The following is a 26,102-nucleotide window of genomic DNA, read 5'->3' as shown; positions in this document are numbered from 1 at the left end:
AAGATATCTTTTCGCCAGGGACGGACAGCCCACCATCTTGCACCACAGCAACGGTGCGGCAAGCACTCAGTTTGGCGGTTTATCGAGCGGAGCTATACCGACCAGAGTGTAGAACGTGCGAACATCGCCCGTGACCGTTTCGTCAATTTCAACCTTATCGAGCGTAGCAGAGCACTGACGACCAAAGTACTCCCGGAGGTGTGGCTTCACATCGCGCGCCAATTTGCCTTCGATCAGAGCGCGATTGACATCGTACAATTCAAACCGATCGCGCAGCAGGCTGGCACCAAGTAGCACAGCTGGTATTGTGATCAATGTACTGCGCCGAGTTCTAAATTTTGAAACTGTTTGGCGAAGCGAATAGATCTGATCGTTGTCAGCAGACCAAGCAAATTGAGTTCCCGACATATCGGTCCACTTCAGCGAGAACCCAGAATTCGAACGAGCCAGATCGTCGAGCACATGCCGCAAATGGCCGACCGCACGCGGGCCAAGCTCACCAGACAGACGCGAGATTTCATTTTCATGCTTAGTAGCAATCAACAGCGAAAACAGGGTTTGAAGGGAAGATGAAGCCGTACTCTCCCCAAAAACATCGAATCGCGGCCGAACGAAAATCTCCATTCCGAAAGACGAGGGAAACACATCGGCGAAACGCAAAGCAGTCGAACTAACAACCTCCTGAGAAAATGGCCCTCTTCTGGTGGGCCCAGTGGTAATAGCTTGAGCTATGCTAGTGAAGAGTTTTTGCAAGCGAATCAGAAAAAATCCAAGCTCGCCAACACTTGCAGTGTGATCCCTGAAGGAGCTGCCACTCAAGGCGACTTCCAAGCGCTCCCTTGTTCTGAATTGGACAAGCTGGATGCGCTCCTCTTCGAGCCGCCTTTGCATATGAGTCAAGCTGTCGAGGCTGAGCTCGGCAGAAAAACTCTCTGGATTTTGGGCCCTGATGTACTGCGCAGCTTTGAGGGCATCGTCCAAGTCAGCAAGTCGACGCTGCAAACCACGCATGCGTGCTTCCGCTTCCTCAGGATCAATTTGTTCCCAAAGATTCATGTCGCAGTTGTCTTCGCTGAACTTAAAGTGACGTGCACGATTCCCTTAGGGACATCAAGCCGATCGTATCCGAACTCTCCAAGCCAGTATTTGCGCTGCTGACGTGCCATATCATGGAGAGCATGTCCGACCGGGTAAACCGGACAAAAATACGCGTCACATGAATACGCCGTCTTGGTGAGCGGCCCGGAAACAAGCGCCTTTAGCTTGAGTTTTTTATCCGGAGCGAGAGCATCGATTTTATCGGGATCGGCAAGCACCACGAAATCGATGTCGCCTGGATCATTCTTTGACGTAACAAAGCTTCCGTCTAGATATTCTTCGCATTCACCGAGAACTGCCAAGAGGTCCTTCGAATGATTTTGATAGCCGTCGAGAATGGTTTTCCTCGTAGTCGAGTGAGGAAAGCTTGCCACGAAGTGCCCATCAATTTCTGAGATATCCAACACGTGTAATCCGGGCTCCAAGTATCCGTGGCGATTAAAATTCCAACTCACAGTGCCCCCCGCCGACGCAGCTCAACCATTACGGGAGACAGTATCTGACTACATCTGGTTGTAAAGGCCACCATATAGCCTTTTGGCTTGACTTTCGTTGGAAGGCCCGCGCGCAAGCTCGCGATGCATTTCTGCCGGACCCGTCCGGCAAGTCGACCGACTAAACTTGTCGGAGCCTGCATAATCTCCACGGAAAGAGGCAGGGACGAAGGCCTTACTCGGATGTGCTTCGCTGGGCTACAGCTCCGGGCTGGCGGCTCGGCCGGTTATGGCACAGCCCATCAACCCAACCGTCCCCTGCCAGCGCCGTGCGTGGGTCGCCCTCACCCCGGCCCTCTCCCGCAGGCGGGAGAGGGAGAACCGGCGCTGCGCCTCAGCTCGCCGCGAACTTCACCAGCTTGATGGCGTCGAAATCCTGGACGCCGCCGCCGACGCGCTTGGTGGTGTAGAACAGCACGTAGGGCTTCGACGAATACGGATCGCGCAGCACGCGCACGCCCTGGCGATCGACGATCAGATAGCCGCGGCGGAAATCGCCGAACGCGATCGACAGCGAATTGGCCGCGATGTCCGGCATGTCCTCGGCATCCGCCAGCGGGAAGCCGGCGAGGCTGGCGCGGCCGCCGGCGGTGACCGGCGGCTGCCACAGATAGGCGCCGGAGGAATCCTTGAACTTGCGGATCGCGGCTTGCGTCCGCCGGTTCATCACGAAGCTGGCGTTCTGGCGATAGCCCGGCCGCAGCGCGTAGATCACGTCGATCAGCACGTCGCCGGGCGCGGTGGCGGCGAACGCGCCGGCGGCGCCGGTCGAGATGGTGCCGAGCTTGCCCCAGCTCCAGGCGCTGTTGGCCGCGGTCGGCACGCTGAGGAAGCCCTTCGGCTTACTGACGCCGTCGCCGGACACGAAGGCGATGCCCTCCTGCTCGGCGAACGCCTGGTCGATCTCGCCCGCCAGCCAGTCGTCGATGTTCACTGCAGAGTCGTCGAGCAGCGTCGCGGTCGCGGCCGGCATCGCGTACAGCTCCATCGCCGGAAACGACAGCGCATCCAGCGACGGCGCAGTGGTCTGCGGCCGGGCGTCGCCCTCGCCGACCCAGCCGGTCGCAGGCCCGGCGGTGACGAACGGCTTCTTGTACACCCCGCCGGAGATCTCGCGCACGGTCGACAGCGAGCGGATCGGCGAGATCGCGGCGAGCCGCGAACTGATCGACTGCTCGAGCTCGGTCGGCACCAGATAGCCGCCGTCGGGCGCCGAGCCCGCCGACAGCGCCTTGGTCTCCAGCCGGCGCAGGCTGGCGGCCTCGCCGGTGCGCACATAGACCTCGAACGCGCTCTTGTGCTCGCGCTGATCGGCGGCCGGCTGCGGCCGCTCCGCCGCAAGCTGCGGCCGCGCCGCCTTCAGCGCGAGTTCGTCGAGCCGGCGCTGCTGATGATCCAGCGCGGCGTCGATCCGCGCCAGCTTCTCCTCGGCCAGCACGTCGCCCTTGCCGGTCTCGATCGCCTTCAGCCGCGCGTCGTTCTCGGCCTTGTAGTCCTCGAACGCGCGCATCAAGGCATCAAACACCTGCTGCGCATCGTCGCCGGCAAAGCCGGCCTTGGTCTCGGGAGCGTGGTCGAACGTGGTCATCGGCTGTCCTTCGTGGGGGATGAAGTGTGTGTTGCGATCGGAAGCGCCGCCCCGCGCCGCAGCCGTCCCCCTCTCCCCGCCTTGTTGCGGGGAGAGGGCTGGGGTGAGGGGCAAGGCACGGCGGTCGTAATTGGTCGACGGATCAGTAGTCGGGCCCTGCGCGCGGCTCAGCTGCGCCGGCTGATACTCGCCAGCGCCTGTTTGCGGCCGGCGCGGGTGGACAGCGTCGCCGCGATCCTCCCGCGCCGGGTCGGCGATGCCGGTGCCTCCGCGGCATCGTCCGAATGGGTCGTTGCGTCGTGGACGCGGCGCCAGGCCGCCTCCGCCGCGGCGCGCTGCGGCGAGGGCCGCGGCGTCTGCTTGACGGTGGCGATGCGCGCGCCGTTGAGCAGCGGAAAGGTGACGATCGAGATCTCCCAGAGATCGACCTGGTACAGCCGCCGCACCCGCGTCCTCGGATCGATCTGGCCGCGCACGGTGCGATAGCCGATCGACAGCCCATCGATCGCGCCGGCGCGGAGTAGCGCCAGCAGTTCACGGCCGCGCGCCACATCCGGGATCAGCCGGCCGCGGGCGCGCAGGCCGCGCAGATCTTCGGCCAGCTCCAGCCAGACGCCGACCGGCTCGGCGGGATCGTGCTGGAACAGCATCGGGATTTTTCGCAAGCCGCGCTGCTTCAGCGTCTGGGTGAAAGCGCCGGGCATCACCATGTCGCGGGCCTGGTCGATCTCGCCGAACAGGCTGGCATAGCCGTCGATGCTGCCGTCCTCGGCGAGCGACAGCCGCGCCGGCAGCGGCGCAGGCGAAGGGGACGGGGCGAGCGCAGGCAACGGGGCAAGCATGAGCGGCCTCGCAAGATACGCGTGAGTGCGGATGGCGGTGGTGAGAGGTGGCGTGTGCGGCGGAGTCGCCGCGGGGTGCGCGGTGGTTACTTCGCGCGCTTGGCCGACCGCTTGCGCGGCGGCTTGGGCGCAGCACGCCGCGGCGCCGGCTTGCGCAGCGCGCCGGACAGATGCGCCAGGAATTCACGGAAGATCGCCTGCGGATCGCGCGCCGACTTGGTCTCGGCGCGGACCCGGCTGAGCACGCTGGACAGCCGCTGCATCGCCCTACTCCTCGTCGTGCGCCCGGCGCCGCGCGCGGCGGTTGAACAGATCGAGCGCGTGGACGAAATCATCAAACCGCCGCACCGCCGCCGCCCACTCGCGAAGTACAAACCACAGCCCGAAACTGGCCCCGATCGCCCACAGCAACAGCGCCACATGAGCGAGGTCCCCGCGCTCGGAGAACATCTTGATCAGATCGGACATCGGCACGCTCCGTGGCCCGAGTGGCTCACCCCAACCGGTCCCCGCCGTCGATCGGCGCATAGCCGACCGCTTCGCGCTTTTCGTTCAGGGTGAGGAACGGTGCGCGGGTGACGCGGTCCCACAGCGCGGTGCGGTCGGGTGACAGCGCGTCGATCCGGTCGGTATCGATCACCAGGCGCACGCCGTCTCCGAATTGCGGCGACAGCCACTGCGCCAGCGCATTGCCGACGCGCGTCGCCAGCGGCAGCACGGTCTGGCGCACGAAGCTGCGGTTGGCTTCCTGGTAGTTCGAGAATGTGTTGTCGCCGGGAATGCCGAGCAGCATCGGCGGCACGCCGAACGCCAGCGCGATCTCGCGCGCGGCGGCGTGCTTGGCCTCGAGAAAGTCCATGTCCTTCGGCGTCAGCGCCATCGCCTTCCATTCCAGTCCGCCTTCGAGCAGCAGCGGCCGGCCGGCATTGGCGGCGCCTTCGTAGGTGAGCTCCAATTCGCGCTTCAGCCGCTCGAACTGGTTCTCGCTGAGCACGGCGCCTTCCGGGCCGGCGTACACCAGCGCGCCCGACGGCCGCGCGGAATTGTCGAGCAGCGCCTTGTTCCAGCGCGCCGCCGCGTTGTGGGTGTCGACCGCGACCGCGGCGGCTTCGAGCGGCGCCAGGCCGTAATGATCATCGAGCGGATGGAAAAACGTCAGATGCAGGATCGGCGGAACCGGCGCGGCATGCTGATCGAACCGCACGGTGCGGCCGGCGACGCTGTAATCATACGCCTCCGCCCAGCCATCGGCGCCGGGGATCAGTTTGATGCGATCGGGCCGCAGCGCGTAGAGTTCGTGCACCGCCTCACCGAGCGTCACGGTCTCGATATAGGCATTGCCGGCGAGCAGAAGATGCGCGTACAGCGTCTCCAGCAGCGCAGTGCCGTCCTGGCGAGGATTGGGGCGCGCTAACAAGGCGGCGAGCGGATGCGCCTCCTTCTCCTGCGCGCCGTCGAATACGCCGAACACGCAGGCGGCGGCATTCTCCGCCACCAGCCTGACGCAGCGATGCACGATCGCATTGCGCACATAACCTTCGCGCGCCAGCCCGGCGTAGTCGCGCGGCGTGAACCGCGCCACACCGCTGCGCTCAAACGCCAGCAGCGTCGCGGTGCGCGAGGTCTTGATCTCCGGAGGAGCGAGAAAGGCCTTGAGCCGATCGAACATCGCTTGCGTCCTCGCTTCAGCAGCCATTGAGCGCGAGACAAAGGGCCTCGCACTTCAGCGCTCAGATACGTTTGAGGGAATTGAATTGAATGGCGCTGTGAGCGCGAGATGTGCCGAGTTGATAGGACGTTGTGGCACTTCCGGTCGCCACAACGCAAAGACCCGGCCCTGTCGGGTCGCCCCCCAAAAGCGAAGCGCCGAGACTTGCTCGGCGCTTGTTCGACGCTTCGTGGTCGATGTGACCAGGGTGCTGAGCAGAAATCCCGCTGCTACACCCTGAACCACACAAACCAGATCACGCCCAACACCAGCACGGCCAAGCCCGTGCTGATTGTCAGCAGAGCCAGCACCGAGGGGCCACGTTCGCCTTGTCGGGCCTCGACCGGATTTTCGATGATTCGACCTTCATCACGAGTCGCCATGACCCCTCCTCGTTGTTGAGCGCTAATCGACATTGCTATCGATGCGCCAACGCACGATCGAAAATCCTGTTCCGAGATGTTCGGCTGGCAAATGGCGACGCGGGAACTTCGATCGCGCGGCTCAGCTGCGGTGAGTGCCGCCGCAATGGCCGCGTTCGAGGCCACGACCATCGCGGTCGCCTGTCCGCCGAAACGTTTTCAGCGGGGCCGTCAGAACCCAATTGTGGAGCATGGCCGGAAGCTACCGGGGCAGCGTGACGCTGTCAAGGATTATTTTCTTAACACCGATGATCCCGGCATTTGCTCCTGGCGGATCTGGCTGCCGAGCAATAGCCCGGCCAGCAGCATCATGAAGCCCATCGCCGGCGGAGCGAACAGCGCCTCTTCCTGGAACAGGCCGTTGGTCAGCACCACCAAGATGCCGAATGCAGCCATGCCGAGCAGCAGGATGCCGGAACGAGCGTAGAGCCGCCAACACCACCACGCCACGACGGCGTAGAAGCCGAGCGGAACCAGAGCCGCCACGCCCATCTGATACAGCAGCACGCCGACCGAGCTTTCGGCGGCGCCTTCGACCGCGCCGGCCTGTTGCGCGGCCTGCCAGTTGATGCCTGAGAATCCTTCAGTGAGGTTGCCGCCGGATCCCAGCCCGCGCCCCAGCGGCGCCGCCAGAAATCCGTTCCATCCGCCCATCAGGCCGATGACGTGATAATCGCCGATCTTGAGGCCGCTGTGGATCACCAAGACGGCATAGAGCGCCAGCACGCCGATGGCGCCGAGCAGCACCAGCACCGGGCCGATCACGACAGTGCCGATCCAGGCGGCGCCGACGAACAGCACCATGATCGCCGCGCCTTTGACGCCGCAGAGCAGCATCAACACGAATGCCAATGCGCCGAGACCGGCACGCCCAATCGCGAACAGGAACAGCGAGAAGAACCCGATTCCGTAAGCGAAGCTGACCGGGCTGATATTCGGTCCGTACAGCCGCAGCATCTGGCCGAGGCCGAGACCGCTGAGCAGCGAGGTGTTGAAGAAGTCGACGACGAACAGATCCTTGATACCGACGATCACCTTTCCGGTGGTGCGCATCTCGCGCTCCCAAACGCCGGATTTCGCCGCCTTGATCTCTTCGAGCCGCCAATAGGCGTGCCCATTGGTGAGAGCGAGCCAGGTATCGCGGAACAGGAATTCGACGGCGCCGCAGATCAGGATCATCACCGCGATGATGACGAGATAGGGCGTCACCCGAATCCGATGGTTCGCGGCCGCTAGCAGCGCGAGCTGGAACAGCAGCAGCGGCAGCCCGATGTTGCGGAGATAGATCGCCGATGCCTTCGGCTCACGGCCGAGGCCGATCACGAAGTAGATCCCCATCACCGCCAGCACGGCGGTGCTCGCCAGCAGCATGCGGTTCAGACCGGGCGATCGCCGTGACAGGATCGACTGCACGAACGCGACCAGCCACATCACCGCGCAGATCAGAAAGTTATAGCCTTTCAGAATCTCGAGCTCGGACGGGTCCGTCAGCAGCGACGAATACAGCGAGACGAAGACGTTCTGGAACACCAGCACGAAGATCGCGATCACCGGCCCCTGCGCAGGCATCAGCAGAGCGATCGCAACCGCGATCAGCGTCTCGACCGCAATAGCGAGAACCGGACTGGCGATATGCAGCAGCGGCGAGAATGCAGTCGCCCCGAGCGCGACGGCAAAGGTCAGGAGAATCCGGGCCAGCGGTTCGCCCGACGGATCGGCGGCGGACCAAGATCCCGTTCCGGATCGTGCATCGCCTAAGGCCGATGTGCCGGCGAGCCGCATGCTTCAGACCTTCGGTTGGCTGTCGGACGACGAACCCAAACGGTTAGCCGCGAACGCCGAAGAAGCGGTTAACCATCGCGGCGTCCGACGAGGCACCGGAGTTCCCGGCGCGTGAGGTTAAGCATTCGGTAAGGATAGACGCCTTCGGCAAGCGTAATGAAGCTTGCTGACAGCTCACGCGCCCGCCCCCGCTTCAGCGAAGCCTGATTGGGCTGACGCAGACCGACACTCGAAAATTGGACGGCCGGCGGCCCCCAACATCCCGCCGACCAAACGGGGCGGAGACTGAGAGTTACTTCATCGCCTCGCTGACCGAGGTGTACTTACCCGCCAGACTGTTGCCGAGCGTCGTCACCACGCCGACGATCACGATGCTGAGGCCCGCTGCGATCATGGCATATTCGATCGCAGTGGCGCCGCGCGTGTCAGCCCAGAAGCGGGAAATCAGACGTCGCACGGCACTCTCCTGGGTTCGCGACCACATCGCCCGGGTTCTTCCGGAGCCGGCTGGAACCGTAGAGGTGACAAGTTACAGGAATCTTGACGGCATCCCGCTACTGCGAGCGATCAGGCCCGGGCGGCCGGCAGCGCCGCCGCATCAGCGGGAACCAGGCCGGGGCCGGATGCACTCAGTGCGGCGCGGCGGTCGAGCACCGCGTGGTGGAACTGCTCCAGCACCAGGCTGAACGGCTCAAGATCCTCGATCGCGCCGTCGTCGTAACAATCCAGCGTGTCGCGCAGGATCTTGTCGATCTCGTGCTGCAAGGCGTCGAGCGCCTCAAGTGACTCCGCTTTCCGGGCCTTGGCGACCATCGCCAGCGCACGGTCGCGCATCTTGGCGCCGGCTTCGCGCTCGTCGCGGGTCAAATAACTGCGGAACCAGGCACCGGCCGAGCCGAGGCCGGACAGCAGCAGCACCAAGCCCCAGATGTAGTCGCTGTTGCGCTCCATGAAGGTGCGGTCGGTGCCGTCGATGAACGCGGCGGCGCCGGGGTGGGCCGGCAGCGCCGCGTCCTTCTCGGTGTCCGGCGCTTCGATCTTGCCGGCGAGCGGCATCTCACGGGCGATCTGCTGCCGGGCGGCGAAGATCTGCCGGGTCAGCTTGGTCACCGTGACGGAGGACAGCGATTGCCGCGCGATAATCAGGTGGTTGACGCTGACGGTGTCGACCTTGTCCTCGGGCCGCGCCGGCTGGGTCGAGAAGATGCTGCCGGGAATCTCTTCGGAGTCGTAGATCGGGTACTTCTTGGCGATGGCGTCACCGACATCGACCGGCAGGAACCGCGGCTCGCCCCGCGCCTTCGCGGTCGCGGCGATCGCTTCGCCGGTGATCTTGCTGTCGAGCGGCCCGACCGCCAGGAACGCATCGAGCGCGGGATCGCGCGCCATCTCGGCGAGCTGGCCGGTGGCGAACTGCTCCTTCTGGACCTTGTCGGGCGCGACGCCGGACTCGGCCAGAATGATGTCGAACAGTTTGACATTGGCCGGCGTCCGCCCGATCACGCCGACCCGGCGGCCGGCGAGATCGGCAATCGTCTTGACCGACTTCTTGCCCTTGCCGGCCGACGACGGCGCCCACAGCACCACCACGTTCTTGCGCAGCACCGCCACCGCCTGCGCGTCGGCAGGCAAGTCGAGGTCGGCGCGTGTCACCGCAAGGTCCGCCTTATGGTCGCGAAACGCCTCGATGCTCGGCGTCGCGCCACCGGTCACCAACGGCACCAGCCGCACCGCCGCCCGATCCCGCGCAAAACTCTGCGCCAGCGCCTGCACCAGCTTCAGATCGTCGCCGCCGCCCGGCCCTACCGCAATCTTCAGGCTGACGGGCCGCAACTCGTAGAACACCAAGGCGAGCACGCCGACCGCGACCAGAATGAATGTCAGCACCGCCGCCAGCACAAAACGCTCGCGATTGCGGCGCCGCCGCTTGCGGAAACTGTCGCTGCCACTGCCGTCCGGGGATGCCATCCCGTCACCCGCTTCTCGCGCCGGCGCGGCGCCGGCTCACGCCCTGCGCCGAGCTTACGGCCATTGTGCGGCAGAGTACTCAATTTTCGATTGCGGGGTATCGGCAAATCCGACCGTCGACGCCTACTCCGAAAGCGCGAGCGTCGGTTCGGGTCCGGCCAGCTTGCGCTCTTCCATCACGACGATGCACAGTGCCGAGGCCGTCAGCATCAGCGCCGCCGCGCCGAACACCCAGCGGAACGCCGCGATCATCTCGGCGGACCCGACGCTGCCGACGACATGGCGATGCTCGGCGCCGCCAAGCTGCACGTCGCCGCCGAGCGCGATCAGCAGGATCGCCGTGAATCCGGCCACCGTGAACGAGGCCATCAGCGCCCGGAAGAAGTTCATCGCGCCGGTCGCGGTGCCGATCTGCGGCCGAGGCACCGCGTTCTGAATCGACACCACGCTGACCGGAAACACCGTCCCGAGGCCGAGCGAACACAGCGACAGCAGCGCCAAAAAAAGCCACAGCGGCAGCGGCGTCAGCACAGCGATCGCCGCGGCCATCAACGCCGCAAAACCAGTACCGGTGATCGCGATCCGCTTGTAGCGCTCGACATGCACCATCGCTCGGCCGGTGAACGCCGCGCCGAACACCGAGATCGCCGCGATCGGAATCAGCGCGAGGCCGGATTGGCTGGCGGTCAGATGGTACACCGCCTCGTAGTACAACGGCATGTGCACGGTGAGCGCGATCATCGCCCCCATGGTGAACGCGCCGCCTGCCATCGCCCACGGCACCACCGTCCCGCTCATCAATTGCAGCGGCAGGAATGGCTCACGCGCCCGTAGCGCGTGCCAGACGAAGCTCACCGCCAGCAACACAGCCGCGCCCGACAGCGCCAGGATGGTCGGCGACAGCCAGGAGAAGCGGTTGCCGCCCCAGGTCAGCACCAGCATCACCGCCATCGCAGCGGCCATCAGCAGCATGCCGCCGAGCCAATCCACCTTCCGGCGGCGGTGATACACCGGGATCTTCGCCATCTTCGGCAGCAGGAGCGCCAGCGCGCCGATTGCGAGCGGCAGGTTGATCCAGAAGATCATCGACCAGTGCAGATGCTCGGCGAAGAAGCCGCCGAGGATCGGGCCGCCGATCCCGGCCGACACCCACACGCCGGAGAAATACGCCTGATACTGACCGCGCTCGCGCGGACTGACGACATCGGAGATCACTGTCTGCACGATCGGCATGATGCCGCCGCCCCCCAGGCCTTGCAGCGCACGGCCAAGGATCAGGACGAGCAGACTCGGCGCCAGCGCGCACATCACTGAGCCGGCGACGAACAGGCTGAGCGAGACGATGATCATCATGCGACGGCCATAGATGTCGGCGAGGCTGCCGAACACCGGCGCCACCGCTGTCGATGACAGCAGATAGGCTGTGATCACCCAGGACAGGTTTTCGACATCGCCGAACTGACGCCCGATCGTCGGCAGCGCAGTGGCGACGATCGTCTGGTCGAGCGCTGCGAGAAACATCGCCAGCAGCAGGCTCAACAAGATTGCGCGAACTTCCCCCTGCGTCAGCGCACCGGCCGGCGCCAACGGCGGCGCGTCGCCGAGATTGATCACTTCGGTCGGAATGCTGGAGAGCTCTGCGGCGGCTTCGTCGGACAGCAGATGGTGGGGCGGGCCCGCAGGTTGACGGCTCTGGCGTTCGGACATGCTCATGCGGGCGCGGAATCTCGTCAGCTGACACAATGCGGGGGAAATCGCTAATATATCCTACTAATGCATCCCCTGCTGGAACGACAGCAACGTCAGCGCATGGGTGCACCGCGTACCGCTGCTGCTCCGTGGACTCGGGATATGATCAGCGACTGGCGGAATGTTCCGCATGGCAAAATACGCCCCCGCTTAGTGGGGATTGGAGTCAGGCATGATCGGGTTCAAGCGACGTCTCCTCGCCACCTGCGCCGGCGCAGCTGCCATCGCGGGATTGTTATTGCCGCCGGTCGCCGACGCCTGCACGCGCCTGGTCTATCTCGGCGCCGACAATCAGGTGATCACGGCGCGATCGATGGATTGGGCCCGTGACATCGGCACCAATCTCTGGATCTTCCCCCGCGGCATCAAGCGATCCGGCGAGGCCGGCCCGAATTCGGCCCAATGGACCGCACGCTACGGCAGCGTGATCGCGTCCGCCTACGATGTTGCAACTTCGGACGGCATCAACGAGGCGGGGCTGGTCGCAAACGTGCTGTGGCTGGCGGAATCGCAATATCCGCCGTTTGACGGCTCCAAGCCGGGGCTGGCGCTGTCGCTGTGGCCTCAATATGCGCTCGACAATTTCGCCACCGTCACCGAAGCGGTCGAGGCGCTGGCGAAGGAACCGTTCACGGTCGTCACCGACAAGATGCCAGGTGAGCAGCGCCTTGCCACGGTGCACCTGGCGCTGTCGGACGCCTCCGGTGACAGCGCCATCATCGAATACATCGACGGCAAGCAGGTGATCCATCACGGCCGGCAATATCAGGTGATGACGAATTCACCGACCTTCGATCAGCAGCTCACGCTCTATTCGTACTGGCAGCAGATCGGCGGCACGGTGATGCTGCCCGGCACCAATCGCGCCGCCGACCGCTTCGCGCGGGCATCGTTCTATGTCGGGGCGATTCCGAAAACGCCCGATCCGGTGGAATCGATCGCCGCCGCTTTCAGCGTGATCCGCAATGCGTCGGTGCCGTTCGGCATCTCGACGCCCGACCAACCGAACATCTCCTCGACCCGCTGGCGCAGTGTCGCCGACCACAAGCGCAAACTGTACTTCTTTGAGTCCGCGCTGACGCCGAACGTATTCTGGGTCGATCTCACCAAGATCGAGTTCGCCGCGGACAAGGGTGTCGTGAAGAAGCTCGACCTCGGCCCCGGCCAAAGCAACATCTTCTCAGGCGAAGTGCACGATCGCTTCAAACCCTCAGAGCCGTTCAAGTTTCAAGGGCTGTGAGGTCGGCCGACAGCACAACAGATTCGAACTGCAGTCTCCGAGAGCCTCTCTCGGAGACGAAACGTCGGGTTCACTTGATCTTGTTGATACGACGCAGATCGGCGTCGATCCGCGACTGCCAACCGGGACCTCCGGCCTTGTAGGTGTCGATCACCTCGGGCGACAGCCGCAGCGACACCAGCCGCTTGGTCGGCGCCTTGTTCGGTCCGCGCCCGCGGCGGATCGAGGCGGCGAGATCGGGAAACACTTCGGCGAATGGGCGAAGCTCTTTGATCTGCTCCGCCGTCAGTTCCGGACTTTCAACATCGTCCCAATCCTGCTTGCTGTAACCTCGGCCGGGCTGAAACGTCTTCGAGAGCTTTTTATTCATCGATCAGTCTCCCCTCCCTGCGACTTGCAGGACGCATACTGATGACGCTGACGCCCTCAGTGCCGAGCTTGAGAAATACAACGACGATGACTCCGTCGAACAATTCTCCGACCGCGATCATTCGGTCGAGCTTTGCTGGAACGATCGCCGACCGTTCGAAGAACGCTTCATCGAGATCGGCGAAGTTCATCCCATGCCGGTCGATATTGACGAGCCGCTTGTGCTCGTCCCAGACAATCCGCATCGCGATCAACTCATTATAATGTATCTACAATAAAATCGGCGTCAAGCTGGGCGAGCGGCAGCAGACGGGCCGCCAGCATGGACCATCGGCGGCCGAGCGCCTACATACTCCGGGTCCCCACCTGGAGTTCATATGTCCCCTTCCGATCTCGCCGCGCCGGAGGACGCAGTCGGCGCCACGCTCGCCAACTGGCGCGAACTGCCGTTCAGCCGCTGGTCGTTCCGCAACATCGAGGCCCTGATTCCGACCGAGACGATCGCCAACGCGCCGGACGATATCTGGTCCCTGCCCGCGGCACCGCTCGATTTGGCTGACTTTCGCGTCCGGCCCCAAGGCGGCGGAACGCTCGACCTCGACGGCTTCCTCACCGCCACCGAGACCGACGCGCTGGTCGTGCTCAAGGACGGCAGGATCGCGGTTGAGACCTACGCCAACGGCACCACCGCCACGACGCCGCATATCATCATGTCGGCGTCGAAATCGATCACCGGGCTGATCGCCGGGATCCTCAGCGAGCGCGGCCACCTGCAGCTCGACGCCGAGGTGACGACGCTGATCCCGGAAGTGGCGGGCACCGCCTATCAGGGCGCGACGCTGCGCCAGATGCTCGACATGCGGACCGGCATTCTGATCGACCTGGACGCCCAGCGCGCCTATTCGGCCGCCGCCGGATGGGATCCAGTCCCTGGGGACCTGCCGCCGACCGATCTGAAGACGTTCTATCGTAGTCTCTCGATTAAGCCTCAGCCGCATGGCGGGCCGTTCCGCTACGTTTCCGCCAACACCGATCTGCTCGGCTGGGCGATTGAGCGCGCCACCGGTACCCGGTTTGCGACGCTGGTCTCCGACCTGTTGTGGCGGCCGCTCGGCGCCGAACAGCCCGCCTCGATCACCACTGACCGGCAGGGACAGGCTCGCACCACCGGCGGTTTCAGCATGGTCGCACGCGATTTCGCACGTATCGGCCAGATGATGCTCGACGACGGCTACCGCGACGGCCGCACCATCGTCCCGCCATCATGGATCGACGATCTATGGACGGCTGGTGACCGCGACGCGTGGCGGCAGGGCGAGTGGCAGAAATTGTTCCCGTACCGGAATTTCAGCTATCGCGGCGGCTGGTACGTGATTCACGATCAGCCGAAGACGATGTTCGCGATGGGAATCCACGGCCAGAATCTGTTCGTCGATCCGGAGAACCGCCTGGTGATCGCCAAGCTATCGTCGCAGGGCGCGGCGGTCGACAATGCGGCCTGGGCGGTGACACATCGTGCGCTGCCGGAATTTCGTCGCTGCCTCGCCTCGTAAAATTACTGACTGGGCGTAGCGGAATTCGTGGCACCTGAACAGGTGCGCGGCTGATACAATTTGAAAACAAATAAAGAGGCCCGGTCGCCATTCGGCGCCCGGGCCCAAGTCTAGGGAGGAAACGCCCCAAGGAAGGGGACCGCGACGAACCGCATCGCGGATGTTCAGTATGTGACACACTTCCTGCGTGCGTTCTATTTGGGCAAATCCCGAGTCCGGGAATGTCCCAGCCGTAGTTTTACGGAGGCGGCTTAGCATCCCGGCCCAGCGACGGTAGGATGTCCGCCGCGCCGGCCGCCCTGTCAGACCGCGACCTTATCAAGCAGATCGATCAGATGCGGTTTGCCGTCGGCCACGATCTTCACCTTGGCAGCCAACTCCGGGTTATCGGCGAAGAACGCCGCCAGGCCCTGCTCATCGGCCGACCAGTCCGGCCGCACACCACCCTTCGGCGGCTTCGCCCGGCCCGCTTCCTTGGCCTGCTGCTTGACCCAATCGGCCTCGCGGCCGGCATCGATCTCGTCGATCGGATAGGTCAGATGGATCGTATAGTCGTCGGCCACGCCCCTCGCATCGAGTAGCATCTGCAACGTGGCACGCTCCGGATTGCCGTAGTCCCCGTTGCCGGAGAACACGTAGTGATCGGCAGTGACGCGTTCGAAGAACGAGGTCTCCATGTTGTTGTCGCTGCCGTGATGCGGCACCTTGAGGATGTCGACGTGCAGCGTCTCGTTCTCGGCCAGCTTGCCGGACGTTTCCAGCCCCTCGATGATCTTGTCGCCTCGCGCATCGCCGGTCAGCAACATGGTCTTGCCGCCGCATTCGGCGAGCAGCACGATGCTCGACAGGTTCGGCACTGATTTGTCGACAAAAGCTGCGAGCATCGCCGACGCGGTAGGACGGGTGCCGTCGGCCTTGCGTTGCCTCAGCCACTGATCGTGCATGTCCTGCAGCGCCTGCAGTTCGTCCTGCAGCGGGCCCGCGACGGTGATGGTCACACCGTTGAGGTCGACCGGCGCGGCGTCGGGAGCGGTCAGGATCAGCTTGCCCTTGAACTTGTGGTTCGGCTTCCAGCCGAGATCGGCAGCGTCATCGCGCAGCGTTCGCCCCTGCGGCACGCTGGCGAGCACGGCTTGCGCGGCGGCCTCTTCCTCGCTCTCGCCGATCTCGACGCCGGCGAACATGTTGGTGTCCGCCCCGGCGAGGATCGAGGCAGTGCCGAAACCGCTCGCCAGTTCATCCGGCTTGGTCGATAGCAGGTCGTCGAAACTATTGTGCCACAGGCTGGTGACGGCCAGCCGGATGCCGGCGGCCTGACTGCGCTGCTCGCCGGTCAGATCGAGGATACCGTGGATGTGGTCGTCGTCGATATGACTGACCAGCACCACATCGACCGGCAGCGGGTCGGCCGTATCGAGCAGTTCGGCCTTCTCGCGTGCCGCGCGCAGTTTCTGCAGCCGCGGCTTCAGGTACTTCGCATACACCGTCGCGGGACCGCCGTCGATCAGCATCAGTCGGGGCCTCTCCGCTGTGCCGTAATGCAGCATCAGGCAATCGCCCTGCCTTGCCCTCAGCACGTCGAGACTGAAATACATCGTCCTGCTCCACCTTTGTGCAGCGTCAGATCGACTGGAAGGCGCGCAGCACATCCAGCATGCCGTGGCCCTGAAAACTTCGTTCGCGGCCGAGATCGGTGGCGCTGGCGCAGAGGATCTGCTTGACCCGCCGCGGCTGGCCGATCAGTTCTTCATAGCGCGCCAGCAGCATCGCGGCCGCCCCGCTGACATGCGGCGCCGCCATGCTGGTGCCGGATTCCGGCGCCCATCCGTGATCCAGCACGGTGGAGTGCACCCGCTCGCCGGGCGCGACCAAATCCGGCTTCAGCCGGCCATCGCCGGTCGGACCACGGCTGGAGAAGAAGCTGATGCCGTAGGTCTGCGGCCAGTTGCCGTGGGTCGAGCCGACGGTGATGACGCCCTCGCCGTTGCCCGGATCGGTGATGCTGAAGGCGGCGTAGTTCTCGAACGGGCCATCGGCCGTCTGGAACTTCTGGTAACCGCGGTTGCCGGCGGCGGCGACCACGACGACGCCGCTCTCCACCAGCCGTTCGCATTCGTTGCACACCGGCGTTCGCCCGCAGGCGTAGTTGCGCACATTATGTGGAATCGACAGGCTGAGATTGACGCCGTGAACCGTGATATAGTTATGTCGCTCGTTGATGTAGCGGATGTATTGCAGCGCCGCGATCACGGCAAATTCGGTGTCGGCGGTGGTTTTGCCGATCACCCGGAAATCGTACAGCCGGATGTCCGGACACATGCCGCTGTAAACTGAGCCGGCGAAATCGCCATCGGCGCCGATGATGCCGGCAACGTGGGTGCCGTGCGGATTGGTCGGCACCTTTGGGTTCTTCAGCGTGATCAGCTTTTCAACGTCGGCCCAATTGATCGGCCGCCGATTTTCAGCGTCCGCGGAAATCCGTTCGAGGCATGCCTTCGCTGAGCCGATGTCCAACCCAGCTCCGGCTGCCAGTTCGGCCAGCACGGCGGGCTCGACATCGTCCACCTCGCTGGTGACGATCTCGCGGATGCGCGTGAAGTCGAAGGTCTTTTTAACGCGGCTGATGAACACGGGATGCTCGGGATCGGTGGTCGCCTGCTCGTCGATCATCTGCAGCGCCGGGTGGCTGCCGTCGATGCCGGAGTCGATCACGCCCCAGACGATCCGGTCGCACATCACGCGGAACAGCGACTGCGCCGCATCCGCCTTCACCGCCGGCACCGAGCGGTCGAGCGCCGTGTCGGCTCGCCGATTGAGCGAGACCTGGAAGATGAAGCCCTCGGCAAGCGCCTCGTCATCGAGATCGCCCGCTTCGGCACTCGTGCGGAGCAACTCCTCCAGATGCTCCTGCACCTTCGGATAGACCTCGAACACCTGTTCGACGATCTCCTCGGCATACGGCGCGTAGAGTGCGAAAGCTTGGTCCGCCGTCAGCTCAGGCAGCGGCGGCAACGGCTGGCGTGGCTCGCCATCCCTGCCCGGCAGCGGAAGATCCTCGGCGCGGCGGGCGCGCTTGCCGATCCAGAAGATCAATCCCGCCAGCGCGATGTAGCGCTCCAGCGACGAGTAGTTCTCCGGATCGATGCTGATCCGCGCCTTGCGGGTGGCGCCGGGCGGCGTCTGCAGCAGCTTGACCAGCGCAGCTCTGCGGTCGGCGACATTCTCGATCCGGCCGGCAACCTGCGGCTGCCGCCACCATTGCGTCAGCGGCACCAAAATGCACAGCACCTCGCCGAAAAACAGCTGCGCGGCGACCAGCCCCTGCAAATAGGCGATCTTGGCGGATTCAAGCGGCCGTAACGTCGAGGGGCTGACCTTCTCGCCGTTCTTGCCATTCCAGATCGAACGCCCGATCCGGATCATGCTGGCGACGTCGGCGGCGGTCGCCTTGTAGTGCGGCGTGATCAGCACGTCCTGGCGCGCGCCGGGATCGAGCGCATAAGCGGTCCAGACATCGCCGAGCAGCGGAGAGTCCTGCAGCACCCGGCGATCGTCGGCGGGGCCAAGCAGGATCGTCTCGACGATCTCGCCCGGCAGCGAGAACTGCATCGGACGGTCGTCGTCGCCCGTCGGCCATGACGCCCCAATGTCCCCCGCCATTGCTTGTCCTCCCGCTGGCGACCTTCCCGTGCGTCTGCGTCCAACCGGGCCGGCGTGGCCCTCCGGGATTCACACGCCCGATTGGGGATACGGAAACTGCTTCGGCGCCGGCAGCTTATCGTCGACATGTTTGCGCAGCGCCGCGTCGCACACCGCGTAGCCCCAGTTGATCAGGCGATCCTGGGTGACGTCATCGAGCCGCTTCAGGCGGGTGGCGATCTCGGCGAGCTGCATGGTGCGGATGTGCGGGCACGGCAGCGCGTCCGGCAGCTGGTAGTCGCCGATGTCGGTGCGGATGCCCCAATAGGCGCCGCCGCGCACATGCGCCTTGAAGGAGTCGATCAGCTGCCGCTTGCGCAGCGCACGGACTTGGTTGTCGACGAGATTCAGTACGCGATACGAGTGCTGCGCCCAATCCGTCGCCGGCTCCTCTTCGGCAGCGATGTGACCGCCGGCATCGCTCACCAGGATCGTGGTGTAGCGCTTCCACGCCGTCTCCAGCCCGAGATTGTCGTACACCCCGCCGTCGGTGAGAAACACCCGGCTGGTGAACGGCTCGCGCTGCAGATCGTCGCCGGAATTCGGCGTGAATTTGGTCGGATCGAGCCGCAGCTGGAACGGCGACAGCACCGGCGGAAATGCCGACGATGCGGTGACGGCCTGAGCCAGCGTGACCGTCGGATTCTTCACCTCGCCGACGCGGTAGTCGCGCATGAACGGCTTGGCGAACCGCCACAGCACGCCCGACTGGACATTGGTGGCGTTGATGACGAAGCGCGGTGCATCCGGCAGATCCTGCAGCGTGGCGCCGTGAAACAGCCCGCTGTCATAAGCCTTGGCGATCTCGTCGCCGATCGACACGCCGGGCAGCGCGATGCCCCACAGGATCGATCCGGCGTCGATGGTCTCGCTGGCAAAGGCGCGCAGCGGCGCCACCACCTCACGCACGAATTCGGTCGTGGTGCTGCCTGGTGCAAAGCTCAGTTGCGACCATTTCAGCGCCAGCACACCCGCCGTGATCGAGCCGCCTGACACGCTCGAAAGCCGGCTGATGGATTTGAGAATGCCGGTCTCGTGCAGTCGCCACAACACCCCGACGTGAAATACCATCGCGCGGTAGCCGCCGCCGGACAAACACAGCGCGATGCCATCCTCAAGCTTCGGTGGCACGGTTTCGGTCGGCACACGTCCTACAGGTGAATCGGTCATGCCCACTGCCCTCTCAAATCGGCTGGACGACCTCAATCAGCTCACGTCATCACGCGACGTCTTCACGTTCACGCGCGTGACATAACTATTCATCAAGCAGGAAAATACGACTTACAGTTGAAGGTTAGCACCGCTCACGCTTACTGTAAAGTAATCACGCTTCGCGCTCCATCGCGGCGCGATCGATGGAGCGGCGCACAATGAGTAACGTCATTGACGTCACACAATTATCAGATGCCGTCACCGGGTCGGCGCCGATATCAGGCGGCAGATCCGGTGAAGGGACAGCAGGTGCGCAACGTGCTCTTGACGGCTACCGCGGCACCGGCAAAGCTGATGCACGTCGGGCTCGATGAGCTGGCACGCGTCGTTTCGTCGGCGTGTGGGTGTGTTGATCGATGCCAACTGCCGACCGCTCATCACTGACGCTGCGTTTCGGAAAATGCCTCGCATGACCCTCACCATCAGCAGATCAATCGTCGGTGTTGCGCTGCTCGCGGTCACGCTGCCCGCCGCTGCGCTGCCGCAGCTCGCCGCGGCGCAATCGGGCAGCGCCGGTGGCAGCATCGGCAACACCGACAAGGCGGTGACCGGCTCCCGCAAAGCGATACGCGATGCCGAGCCGTCCCGCCCGCCACGCGCCAGCCGGTCCGAGCCGCGCGAACGGCGCAGCGCAAGACGCAGCACTGGCGGCAGCGGCGATAATTTCGACGGGGCCTGGCTGGTCGCCAGCGTGGGCCGGCCGTGCGGGGCGGCGTCCGAAGCGGTGCTGATCAGCAGCGGCCGGCTCGTCGGGCAATATACGTCGGGCCGGGTTTCTGCGAGCGGCCAGACCAGCGGCGCCGGCGCGGCCGGCGGGGTGAGCTGGACGTCGTCAGGCAGGTTCTCCGGCCGTCACGGCTCCGGCACCTTCCGGCGTTCCGACGGATGCGTCGGGACCTGGACGGCATCCAAGCAATAACGTTCTGCAGCGTCAGCGGCCGGTGCCATCGGCGCACACTGAGCCGACGATGCGACATCCTTTGCCGGACTTCGCGCACGAGTTCAGCGCAGCATCCTTGGCGAGTTGAAGGCTCTCGCGGTCGAGCAGCGCCCAGGAGTCGCGCGACACCGCGAAAGCGCCGCAGCGCGATCCGTAGAAGCTGAGTTCGACTGCGCACTTGGCGGTGCCGCAATTGCCGCGCGCGTCGGTCACCGCCGCCTTGCGGCTGCGATGATTCCAGGAGATCCCCCACTTCTCTTTATCCGGGTCGTACACGATCGACCCCCACGGCTGCAGATCGACCGTCTCGCGCAACCGGTCGAGCAGCCCCTCGGTCGCCTCCCCGGTTTGCGGCAGCGCCGCCTTCTGCTGATACTGGCCGATTGCGCGGCGCAGCCCATTGTTCGGGTCGGGCTGGTCGGGGTCGAAATTCAGCGCATACAGCCGCTCACGCAATTCGCGCAGCTCGACGGCCCCGGTGAGCGGCATACGATCGCGATCCGGGCGCGGCTCGCTCAGCCGCGCCTCCTGGCTCGCGGCCGGCGCCACTGGCTGCGGCGCGACGAAGTAGAACGTACCGTCGATTGGCGACGACGACACCCACGGCTGCTGGGCCCCCGCGGTCGCCCGCATCACCGCCAAGCCGACCTGATTGAACGTCTGGAAAATGTCGAGCCCGGCCCGCCGCACCGTGCTCGACAGCGCCCTGGTATAGGGACTGTGGCCGTCGGCACCGTCCAGCGCGACGCTGCCCGGCTGGGTCGCGTAGGAGATCAGCGTCCCATCCGGCGCCCGCATCTGCGCCAAACCGCCCTCCGCGGCCCGCAGTCCGCGCGTGCCGAACGGGTTATTGCGGCAGGCATCGAGGATCACGATCTTCAGCCGCGTCCCCGCTCCCTGCATCTGCCGCAGCACGACGTTGACATCGACCATCTGGAAGTCGACGTCGGCCTCGCGCACCGGATTGGCGTTCACCGGCACCAGATAATTGGCGCCGCTGACCTGCACCCCGTGGCCGGCATAAAAGAACAGCGCCACGTCGGCGCCTTCGCTCTGGCGGCCGAACGCCTGCACGGCGCCATCCAGCGCCTGCTTGTCGAGATCGAGCTGGGCGCGGCCGCCGACCAGCGTGAAGCCGATCGCCCCCAGCGTTTCGGCCATCAGCGCCGCATCGTTCTTCGGATTGTCGAGCCGCGATACGTTCTGGTAGCCGGAATTGCCGATCACCAAGGCGACCCGCTTGTCGGCCAGCGCCGGCGATTGCCAAATCGCCGCCACCAGCATCAGCGCAATTCCGGTCGCAATCCGCCCCATGCCAGATCCGCCTAAGCTCGGGTCGGACCACAGACTATCCGGATTCCGCGACCCGGCAAAACCTGGTTTGCGCCCGCAAATCGCCGGCAAGTCATCGAGGCGACGACCTGTCACGCTCCGACCGATCGCCGAGTCATCCCCAATCACCTCATGTGATTTGAACGATTCAAAAATGACGGTGCGGTAACGCGCATCTCTGTCCCGCCGCCCACAATTCAACTGAATCAACGCGATACTCGCCCATCAGGATCGTGCGCAGGCGGGCGCCTGATATCGTTTGATAGATTCCAAACTGGCTTCGCGCAAAAGCTTCGCAGCAGCGTTGATACACGTTGCCGTATCCGATTACTTCGCGCCCTCGATTTGGGGGTAAGCGATGAAATTGGGTCATGCCGGCGTGAATGCCGGTCGCAGTTCTGTGGTCAACGCGCTGCTGCTGACGAGCGCGCTGATCTCACCGGTGGTGTGGCCCTCGGCGCAAGCCGCCGCGCAGGATGCCAAACCGCAGGCGACCCAGCTGCCCGCCGTCGAAGTCGCCGCCCCGGAGGCGAGCCGGCGCCAGGCGCAGCCTGCGCGCGACCGGAATCGCGCCGCCGCGGGCCCGTCGCGCCGCTCAGCCCAGCGCGCCGCGCAAGCTCCGCAGCCAGTGCAGCCCACGCAGCGCGCGGTGTTCGAACGCGGCACAGATCCGGTGCCGGGCTTCGTCCCCAGCGTCAGTGCCAGCGGCACCAAGACCGACACCAAGCTGATCGAAACGCCGCAATCGATTTCGGTGATCAGCCGCGACAATCTCGACGCGCGCGGCGTCGACACCGTCGCGCAGGCGCTGCAATACACCGCCGGTGTCGCGGTGCAGACCGGCGGCGCCGATCCGCGCTACGATCAGGCCCGCATCCGCGGCTTCGAAACCAACGGCTTCTCCAATTTCCGCGATGGATTGCGCGACACCGCCAACGGCTCGGCCTATTTCTCGGTGTTCCGCAATGAGCCCTACGGCGTCCAGCGCGTCGACGTCGTCAAGGGACCGAGCTCGGTGATGTACGGCCAGAGCCCGCCCGGCGGCCTGATCGATCTGATCAGCAAGCGCCCGACCGATCAGGCGTTCGGCGAAGTGGTCGGCCTCGTCGGCACCGCCGACCGGGTGCAGGGCGCGTTCGACGTCGGCGGCCCGATCGACAAGGACAAGACCCTGCTCTATCGCCTCACCGGCGTGCTGCGGGATTCCGACGCGCAGATCGCGAAATTCTCCGACAAGGTGAAGGACGACCGGGCCTATATCGCGCCGGCGGTGACCTGGCGTCCCACCAACGACACCTCGCTGACGATCCTCAGCGATTATCAGCACGATGTATTCGGCAACGCATTTCCGGTATCGGTCGGTGTCGTGCGAGGCGGCAAGATTGTCGACGTCAAGGCGCTGCCGCTGTTTCTTGGCGATCCGTCGTACAACACTTTCGACCAGAGCCAATATCGGATCGGCTATCAGTTCGAGCATCGCTTCAGCGACGATCTGATCGTGCGCTCGCGCGCCCGTTACGGCCATGTCGACCTGGAATATCGCTACATCACTTTCGCCGGCACCCCGCTCGACACCCAGACCGTGTTCCCGCGGGTCTCGCGCAAGGTGCTGGAGACCAGCGACACCTTCAACATCGACAACCACGTCATCGCCAAGACCTGGACCGGTCCGCTGCAGCACACCGTGCTGATCGGCACCGATTATCAGACGTTCCAACTCAGCGGCGATCAGTTCGGCGGCACCGCGCCATCGCTCAGCCGGGTCAACCCGGTTTACGGCCAGCAGATCGTGATCCCGACGACGCTTCTGCAGAGCTACAAGCAGAACCTGAACCAGGCCGGCATCTATCTCCAAGACCAGATCAAGCTGCAGAACTGGATCCTGACGCTCGGCGGCCGCTACGATGCCGCCCAGCAGACCACCCTCAACCGCCTGAACGGCGTGCCGCAGCCGAACGACGACACCGCCTTCACCAAGCGCGCCGGCCTCACCTACGTCTTCGACAGCGGCGTTGCCCCCTATGTCAGCTATTCCGAATCGTTCCTGCCCACAGCCGGCATCGATTTCAGCTCGAATGCCTTCAAGCCAACCAAGGGCAAGCAGTACGAAGGCGGCATCAAGTTCCAGCCGAACCGAGATCTCTTGTTCACGGCTGCGGTCTTCGACCTGACCCAGGACAACGTGCTGACGGCCGACCCGCTGCATCTCAACTACAGCATCCAAACCGGCCAGGTGAATTCGCGCGGCCTCGAGCTCGAATTGCTCGCCAAACCGATGCCGGGGCTGAATCTGCTGGCGACTTACACGCTGCAGAACGTCAAGAACACCCAGAGCAACAACGGCGATATCGGCAAGGTGCCGGTGCAGATCCCGCGCAACATGGCGTCGGGCTTCGTCGATTACACGCTGCAGAGCGGACCGCTCGCTGGCTGGGGCTTCGGAGCCGGCGTCCGCTACGTTGGTGAATCCTACATGGACATCCTCAACACGCTGACCAACGACGCCTATACGGTGTTCGACGCCGGGCTGCATTATCGCCAGCCGAAGGGCATCAATCTGGCGCTCAACGTCAAGAACATCGCCAATAACGACCACGCGCAGTGCACGGTGACCGGCGGCTGCCAATACATCACCCCGCGGGTCATCACCGCGACCGCGAGCTATCGCTGGTGACCGGGACACGCGCACTCAGGATCTGGAGCAAGGTCCACACCTGGACCTCGCTGATCAGCATGCTGTTCATGCTGATGCTGTGCCTCACCGGCCTGCCGTTGATCTTCCATGAGGAGATCGAGGAACTGACGCAGCAAAAATTCGCCGCGCCGAACCTGCCGGGCAACGTCCCGGCTGCGCCGGTCGACGACGTTGTGCGCGCTGCTCAGCAGGCCCGCCCTGGCGACCACGTTCTGTTCGTCACCTGGCGGGACGAGCAACCGGATACGGTCGTGGTCTCGATGTCGCCGACGCCAAAGCCGATGCGCGGCAAGTTCTATCGCCTGGTGATGGACGGCCGCACCAAGGTGGTGCTCGGCGAAGAGCGGCCGCAGCAGGGCGTGATGGACATCATCCTGCTGCTCCACAAGAACATGCTGCTCGAGCTGCCGGGCGAATTGTTCCTCGGCGCGATGGGCCTCTTGCTGGTCGTGTCGATCGTCTCCGGCGTCGTCGTCTACGCACCGTTCATGCGCCGGCTCGAATTCGGCACCGTCCGTCAGCGCTCGCGGCGGCTGAAATGGCTCGACCTGCATAACCTGTTCGGCATCGTCACCACGGTCTGGCTGTTCGTGGTCGGGATCACAGGTGCGATCAATACGCTGGCGATGCCGATGTACGACTACTGGCGCGGCCAGGTGCTGCCGCCTCTGTTGGCACCGTATCGCGGTGCGCCGGTGGCCCAGCCGTCCTCGTTGGATCAGGCGATCGCGCGGGTTCGCGCCGCCATGCCGGAGGGGCGTCTTTCCTCAATCACGATGCCAACCGCGGAGAATTTTGGGAGCCCCCGCCATCTCGTGGTCTGGATGAAGGGCAACTCCGCGCTCACGGCGCTGATCGCCACCCCGACGCTGGTCGATGTCGATCAAACCGTGCCCGTGCTGGTGCCGCAGATGCCTTGGTATTTGACGCTGCTGCAGATGTCGCGGCCACTGCATTTCGGCGACTATGGTGGCCTACCACTCAAGATCGTCTGGGGTCTGCTCGACCTCGTCTGCATCGTCGTGCTGATCACCGGACTTTATCTCTGGGTCGCAAAGCAGCGCTTCGGCGGCCATGCCCGCAGCCGGACCGCAACGCAGCCGGCGGAAGTCCAATCGACCGATGCGAGGCCGGCATGAGCAAGCCCCGCAGAGCCTCGCACACCACCGCGCAAATCTTCGCCGCGCCGCTCGCGATCGGCGTCATCACCGCCCTCGGGCTCACGACAGCGTTGCTCGGCGACGGGCTGTGGGACTGGATCTCCTGGATCGCGCTCGCACTGCCCGTTGCGGTGGCAGTCGTTTATTGGCAGATCGGCCCGAAGCGGGCCGAACCTCGATAAAGGGCACAGCTGTTCAACATAGACAGACGTCATCGCCCGGCTCGTCCGGGCGACCCAGTATCCCAGAGC

General features: G+C 64.5%; 24 protein-coding genes. 6 read left to right on the top strand and 18 right to left on the bottom strand.

The annotated features are described in order from the left end of the window. Window positions 1-66: 66 nt before the first annotated feature. The 12 genes from LRC39_RS09560 to LRC39_RS09505 all read right to left on the bottom strand — a co-directional run bounded on the left by LRC39_RS09560 (window position 67) and on the right by LRC39_RS09505 (window position 11,615). The gene (locus tag LRC39_RS09560; protein ID WP_346297085.1) at window positions 67-1,056 is read right to left on the bottom strand and encodes a hypothetical protein; all 990 of its coding nucleotides are present in this window, start codon (window positions 1,054-1,056) and stop codon (window positions 67-69) included. Beyond that, entirely contained in the window at window positions 1,053-1,553 is a 501-nt protein-coding gene (locus tag LRC39_RS09555; protein ID WP_430624928.1) for a DUF6932 family protein, read from the bottom strand. Before LRC39_RS09555 ends, LRC39_RS09560 begins: the two co-directional genes overlap by 4 nt. 373 nt (window positions 1,554-1,926) lie before the next feature. After that, complete coding sequence (locus tag LRC39_RS09550; RefSeq protein WP_346297083.1) at window positions 1,927-3,180, bottom strand: phage major capsid protein; 1,254 nt, start codon at window positions 3,178-3,180, stop codon at window positions 1,927-1,929. 167 nt (window positions 3,181-3,347) lie between these two features. After that, a complete protein-coding gene (locus tag LRC39_RS09545) occupies window positions 3,348-4,022 on the bottom strand; it encodes an HK97 family phage prohead protease (RefSeq protein WP_346297082.1) in 675 nt (224 codons plus the stop codon). 86 nt (window positions 4,023-4,108) lie between these two features. Next, entirely contained in the window at window positions 4,109-4,285 is a 177-nt protein-coding gene (locus LRC39_RS09540; RefSeq protein WP_346297081.1) for a hypothetical protein, read from the bottom strand. Window positions 4,286-4,289: 4 nt separating this feature from the next. Beyond that, entirely contained in the window at window positions 4,290-4,490 is a 201-nt protein-coding gene (locus LRC39_RS09535) for a hypothetical protein (protein ID WP_107355073.1), read from the bottom strand. A 25-nt stretch (window positions 4,491-4,515) separates the two neighbouring features. Then, window positions 4,516-5,691 carry a phage portal protein gene (locus LRC39_RS09530; RefSeq protein ID WP_346297080.1) on the bottom strand — a complete coding sequence of 392 codons (1,176 nt, stop codon included), beginning with the start codon at window positions 5,689-5,691 and terminating at the stop codon, window positions 4,516-4,518. A gap of 269 nt (window positions 5,692-5,960) precedes the next feature. After that, the gene (locus tag LRC39_RS09525) at window positions 5,961-6,284 is read right to left on the bottom strand and encodes a hypothetical protein (protein ID WP_346297567.1); all 324 of its coding nucleotides are present in this window, start codon (window positions 6,282-6,284) and stop codon (window positions 5,961-5,963) included. A 99-nt stretch (window positions 6,285-6,383) separates the two neighbouring features. Beyond that, window positions 6,384-7,934 (bottom strand): hypothetical protein, encoded by a 1,551-nt coding sequence (locus tag LRC39_RS09520; protein WP_346297079.1) that lies wholly within the window; start codon window positions 7,932-7,934, stop codon window positions 6,384-6,386. Between the two features lie 292 nt (window positions 7,935-8,226). Further along, window positions 8,227-8,391, bottom strand: a complete 165-nt coding sequence (locus LRC39_RS09515) for a Flp family type IVb pilin (protein ID WP_263991294.1) — start codon at window positions 8,389-8,391, stop codon at window positions 8,227-8,229. A 110-nt stretch (window positions 8,392-8,501) separates the two neighbouring features. Beyond that, window positions 8,502-9,902 carry a TAXI family TRAP transporter solute-binding subunit gene (locus tag LRC39_RS09510; protein WP_346297078.1) on the bottom strand — a complete coding sequence of 467 codons (1,401 nt, stop codon included), beginning with the start codon at window positions 9,900-9,902 and terminating at the stop codon, window positions 8,502-8,504. 123 nt (window positions 9,903-10,025) lie between these two features. After that, complete coding sequence (locus LRC39_RS09505; protein WP_346297077.1) at window positions 10,026-11,615, bottom strand: MDR family MFS transporter; 1,590 nt, start codon at window positions 11,613-11,615, stop codon at window positions 10,026-10,028. Between the two features lie 208 nt (window positions 11,616-11,823). Between LRC39_RS09505 and LRC39_RS09500 the strand changes: the two genes are divergently transcribed. Further along, window positions 11,824-12,891 (top strand): linear amide C-N hydrolase, encoded by a 1,068-nt coding sequence (locus LRC39_RS09500; RefSeq protein ID WP_346297076.1) that lies wholly within the window; start codon window positions 11,824-11,826, stop codon window positions 12,889-12,891. Window positions 12,892-12,961: 70 nt separating this feature from the next. Here the strand turns inward: LRC39_RS09500 and LRC39_RS09495 are convergent, their stop codons facing one another. Together LRC39_RS09495 and LRC39_RS09490 are read right to left on the bottom strand one after the other, a co-directional pair. After that, the gene (locus LRC39_RS09495) at window positions 12,962-13,261 is read right to left on the bottom strand and encodes a BrnA antitoxin family protein (protein ID WP_346297075.1); all 300 of its coding nucleotides are present in this window, start codon (window positions 13,259-13,261) and stop codon (window positions 12,962-12,964) included. Continuing rightward, window positions 13,254-13,505, bottom strand: coding sequence for a BrnT family toxin (locus tag LRC39_RS09490; protein ID WP_346297074.1), 252 nt, complete (start codon window positions 13,503-13,505; stop codon window positions 13,254-13,256). Before LRC39_RS09490 ends, LRC39_RS09495 begins: the two co-directional genes overlap by 8 nt. 132 nt (window positions 13,506-13,637) lie before the next feature. Between LRC39_RS09490 and LRC39_RS09485 the strand changes: the two genes are divergently transcribed. Then, window positions 13,638-14,813, top strand: a complete 1,176-nt coding sequence (locus LRC39_RS09485; protein WP_346297073.1) for a serine hydrolase domain-containing protein — start codon at window positions 13,638-13,640, stop codon at window positions 14,811-14,813. 302 nt (window positions 14,814-15,115) lie between these two features. Here LRC39_RS09485 and LRC39_RS09480 read toward each other — a convergent pair whose 3' ends face one another. From LRC39_RS09480 to LRC39_RS09470, 3 genes are all read right to left on the bottom strand, one after another. Next, window positions 15,116-16,408, bottom strand: a complete 1,293-nt coding sequence (locus LRC39_RS09480; RefSeq protein ID WP_346297072.1) for an MBL fold metallo-hydrolase — start codon at window positions 16,406-16,408, stop codon at window positions 15,116-15,118. A 25-nt stretch (window positions 16,409-16,433) separates the two neighbouring features. Beyond that, the gene (locus LRC39_RS09475; RefSeq protein ID WP_346297071.1) at window positions 16,434-18,473 is read right to left on the bottom strand and encodes a S8 family peptidase; all 2,040 of its coding nucleotides are present in this window, start codon (window positions 18,471-18,473) and stop codon (window positions 16,434-16,436) included. A 69-nt stretch (window positions 18,474-18,542) separates the two neighbouring features. Then, window positions 18,543-19,682, bottom strand: a complete 1,140-nt coding sequence (locus LRC39_RS09470) for a patatin-like phospholipase family protein (RefSeq protein ID WP_346297070.1) — start codon at window positions 19,680-19,682, stop codon at window positions 18,543-18,545. Window positions 19,683-20,133: 451 nt separating this feature from the next. Between LRC39_RS09470 and LRC39_RS09465 the strand changes: the two genes are divergently transcribed. Next, on the top strand, window positions 20,134-20,643 hold the full coding sequence (locus tag LRC39_RS09465) for a hypothetical protein (protein ID WP_346297069.1): 510 nt from the start codon (window positions 20,134-20,136) through the stop codon (window positions 20,641-20,643). Between the two features lie 12 nt (window positions 20,644-20,655). Here LRC39_RS09465 and LRC39_RS09460 read toward each other — a convergent pair whose 3' ends face one another. Beyond that, window positions 20,656-21,978 carry a caspase family protein gene (locus LRC39_RS09460; protein ID WP_346297490.1) on the bottom strand — a complete coding sequence of 441 codons (1,323 nt, stop codon included), beginning with the start codon at window positions 21,976-21,978 and terminating at the stop codon, window positions 20,656-20,658. Window positions 21,979-22,354: 376 nt separating this feature from the next. On the opposite strand from LRC39_RS09460, the gene LRC39_RS09455 reads away from it, so the two are divergent. The 3 genes from LRC39_RS09455 to LRC39_RS09445 are packed head-to-tail and all read left to right on the top strand — an operon-like array spanning window position 22,355 to window position 26,033. Continuing rightward, a complete protein-coding gene (locus tag LRC39_RS09455; protein ID WP_346297068.1) occupies window positions 22,355-24,670 on the top strand; it encodes a TonB-dependent siderophore receptor in 2,316 nt (771 codons plus the stop codon). Continuing rightward, window positions 24,667-25,830: a PepSY-associated TM helix domain-containing protein gene (locus tag LRC39_RS09450; RefSeq protein WP_346297067.1), complete on the top strand. Its 1,164-nt coding sequence runs from the start codon at window positions 24,667-24,669 to the stop codon at window positions 25,828-25,830. The genes LRC39_RS09455 and LRC39_RS09450 overlap by 4 nt, the downstream gene beginning before the upstream one ends. Then, window positions 25,827-26,033: a hypothetical protein gene (locus tag LRC39_RS09445; protein ID WP_164571790.1), complete on the top strand. Its 207-nt coding sequence runs from the start codon at window positions 25,827-25,829 to the stop codon at window positions 26,031-26,033. The genes LRC39_RS09450 and LRC39_RS09445 overlap by 4 nt, the downstream gene beginning before the upstream one ends. Window positions 26,034-26,102 lie beyond the last annotated feature (69 nt).

It is taken from the genome of Rhodopseudomonas sp. P1, from assembly GCF_039642825.1.
Lineage (GTDB): Bacteria > Pseudomonadota > Alphaproteobacteria > Rhizobiales > Xanthobacteraceae > Rhodopseudomonas > Rhodopseudomonas palustris_H.
This window is presented reverse-complemented; position numbering and strand designations above follow the sequence as displayed.

Excerpts from the sequence above, each read along its gene's own strand:
- LRC39_RS09495 (WP_346297075.1), bottom strand. The coding sequence starts at position 13,261 with ATGAATAAAAAGCTCTCGAAGACGTTTCAGCCCGGCCGAGGTTACAGC.
- LRC39_RS09550 (WP_346297083.1), bottom strand. The coding sequence starts at position 3,180 with ATGACCACGTTCGACCACGCTCCCGAGACCAAGGCCGGCTTTGCCGGC.
- LRC39_RS09455 (WP_346297068.1), top strand. The coding sequence starts at position 22,355 with ATGAAATTGGGTCATGCCGGCGTGAATGCCGGTCGCAGTTCTGTGGTC.
- LRC39_RS09485 (WP_346297073.1), top strand. The coding sequence starts at position 13,638 with ATGTCCCCTTCCGATCTCGCCGCGCCGGAGGACGCAGTCGGCGCCACG.
- LRC39_RS09505 (WP_346297077.1), bottom strand. The coding sequence starts at position 11,615 with ATGAGCATGTCCGAACGCCAGAGCCGTCAACCTGCGGGCCCGCCCCAC.
- LRC39_RS09510 (WP_346297078.1), bottom strand. The coding sequence starts at position 9,902 with ATGGCATCCCCGGACGGCAGTGGCAGCGACAGTTTCCGCAAGCGGCGG.
- LRC39_RS09460 (WP_346297490.1), bottom strand. The coding sequence starts at position 21,978 with ATGGGGCGGATTGCGACCGGAATTGCGCTGATGCTGGTGGCGGCGATT.
- LRC39_RS09445 (WP_164571790.1), top strand. The coding sequence starts at position 25,827 with ATGAGCAAGCCCCGCAGAGCCTCGCACACCACCGCGCAAATCTTCGCC.
- LRC39_RS09560 (WP_346297085.1), bottom strand. The coding sequence starts at position 1,056 with ATGAATCTTTGGGAACAAATTGATCCTGAGGAAGCGGAAGCACGCATG.
- LRC39_RS09545 (WP_346297082.1), bottom strand. The coding sequence starts at position 4,022 with ATGCTTGCCCCGTTGCCTGCGCTCGCCCCGTCCCCTTCGCCTGCGCCG.
- LRC39_RS09520 (WP_346297079.1), bottom strand. The coding sequence starts at position 7,934 with ATGCGGCTCGCCGGCACATCGGCCTTAGGCGATGCACGATCCGGAACG.
- LRC39_RS09525 (WP_346297567.1), bottom strand. The coding sequence starts at position 6,284 with ATGGTCGTGGCCTCGAACGCGGCCATTGCGGCGGCACTCACCGCAGCT.
- LRC39_RS09490 (WP_346297074.1), bottom strand. The coding sequence starts at position 13,505 with ATGCGGATTGTCTGGGACGAGCACAAGCGGCTCGTCAATATCGACCGG.
- LRC39_RS09500 (WP_346297076.1), top strand. The coding sequence starts at position 11,824 with ATGATCGGGTTCAAGCGACGTCTCCTCGCCACCTGCGCCGGCGCAGCT.
- LRC39_RS09540 (WP_346297081.1), bottom strand. The coding sequence starts at position 4,285 with ATGCAGCGGCTGTCCAGCGTGCTCAGCCGGGTCCGCGCCGAGACCAAG.
- LRC39_RS09480 (WP_346297072.1), bottom strand. The coding sequence starts at position 16,408 with ATGTATTTCAGTCTCGACGTGCTGAGGGCAAGGCAGGGCGATTGCCTG.
- LRC39_RS09475 (WP_346297071.1), bottom strand. The coding sequence starts at position 18,473 with ATGGCGGGGGACATTGGGGCGTCATGGCCGACGGGCGACGACGACCGT.
- LRC39_RS09465 (WP_346297069.1), top strand. The coding sequence starts at position 20,134 with ATGACCCTCACCATCAGCAGATCAATCGTCGGTGTTGCGCTGCTCGCG.
- LRC39_RS09535 (WP_107355073.1), bottom strand. The coding sequence starts at position 4,490 with ATGTCCGATCTGATCAAGATGTTCTCCGAGCGCGGGGACCTCGCTCAT.
- LRC39_RS09470 (WP_346297070.1), bottom strand. The coding sequence starts at position 19,682 with ATGACCGATTCACCTGTAGGACGTGTGCCGACCGAAACCGTGCCACCG.
- LRC39_RS09530 (WP_346297080.1), bottom strand. The coding sequence starts at position 5,691 with ATGTTCGATCGGCTCAAGGCCTTTCTCGCTCCTCCGGAGATCAAGACC.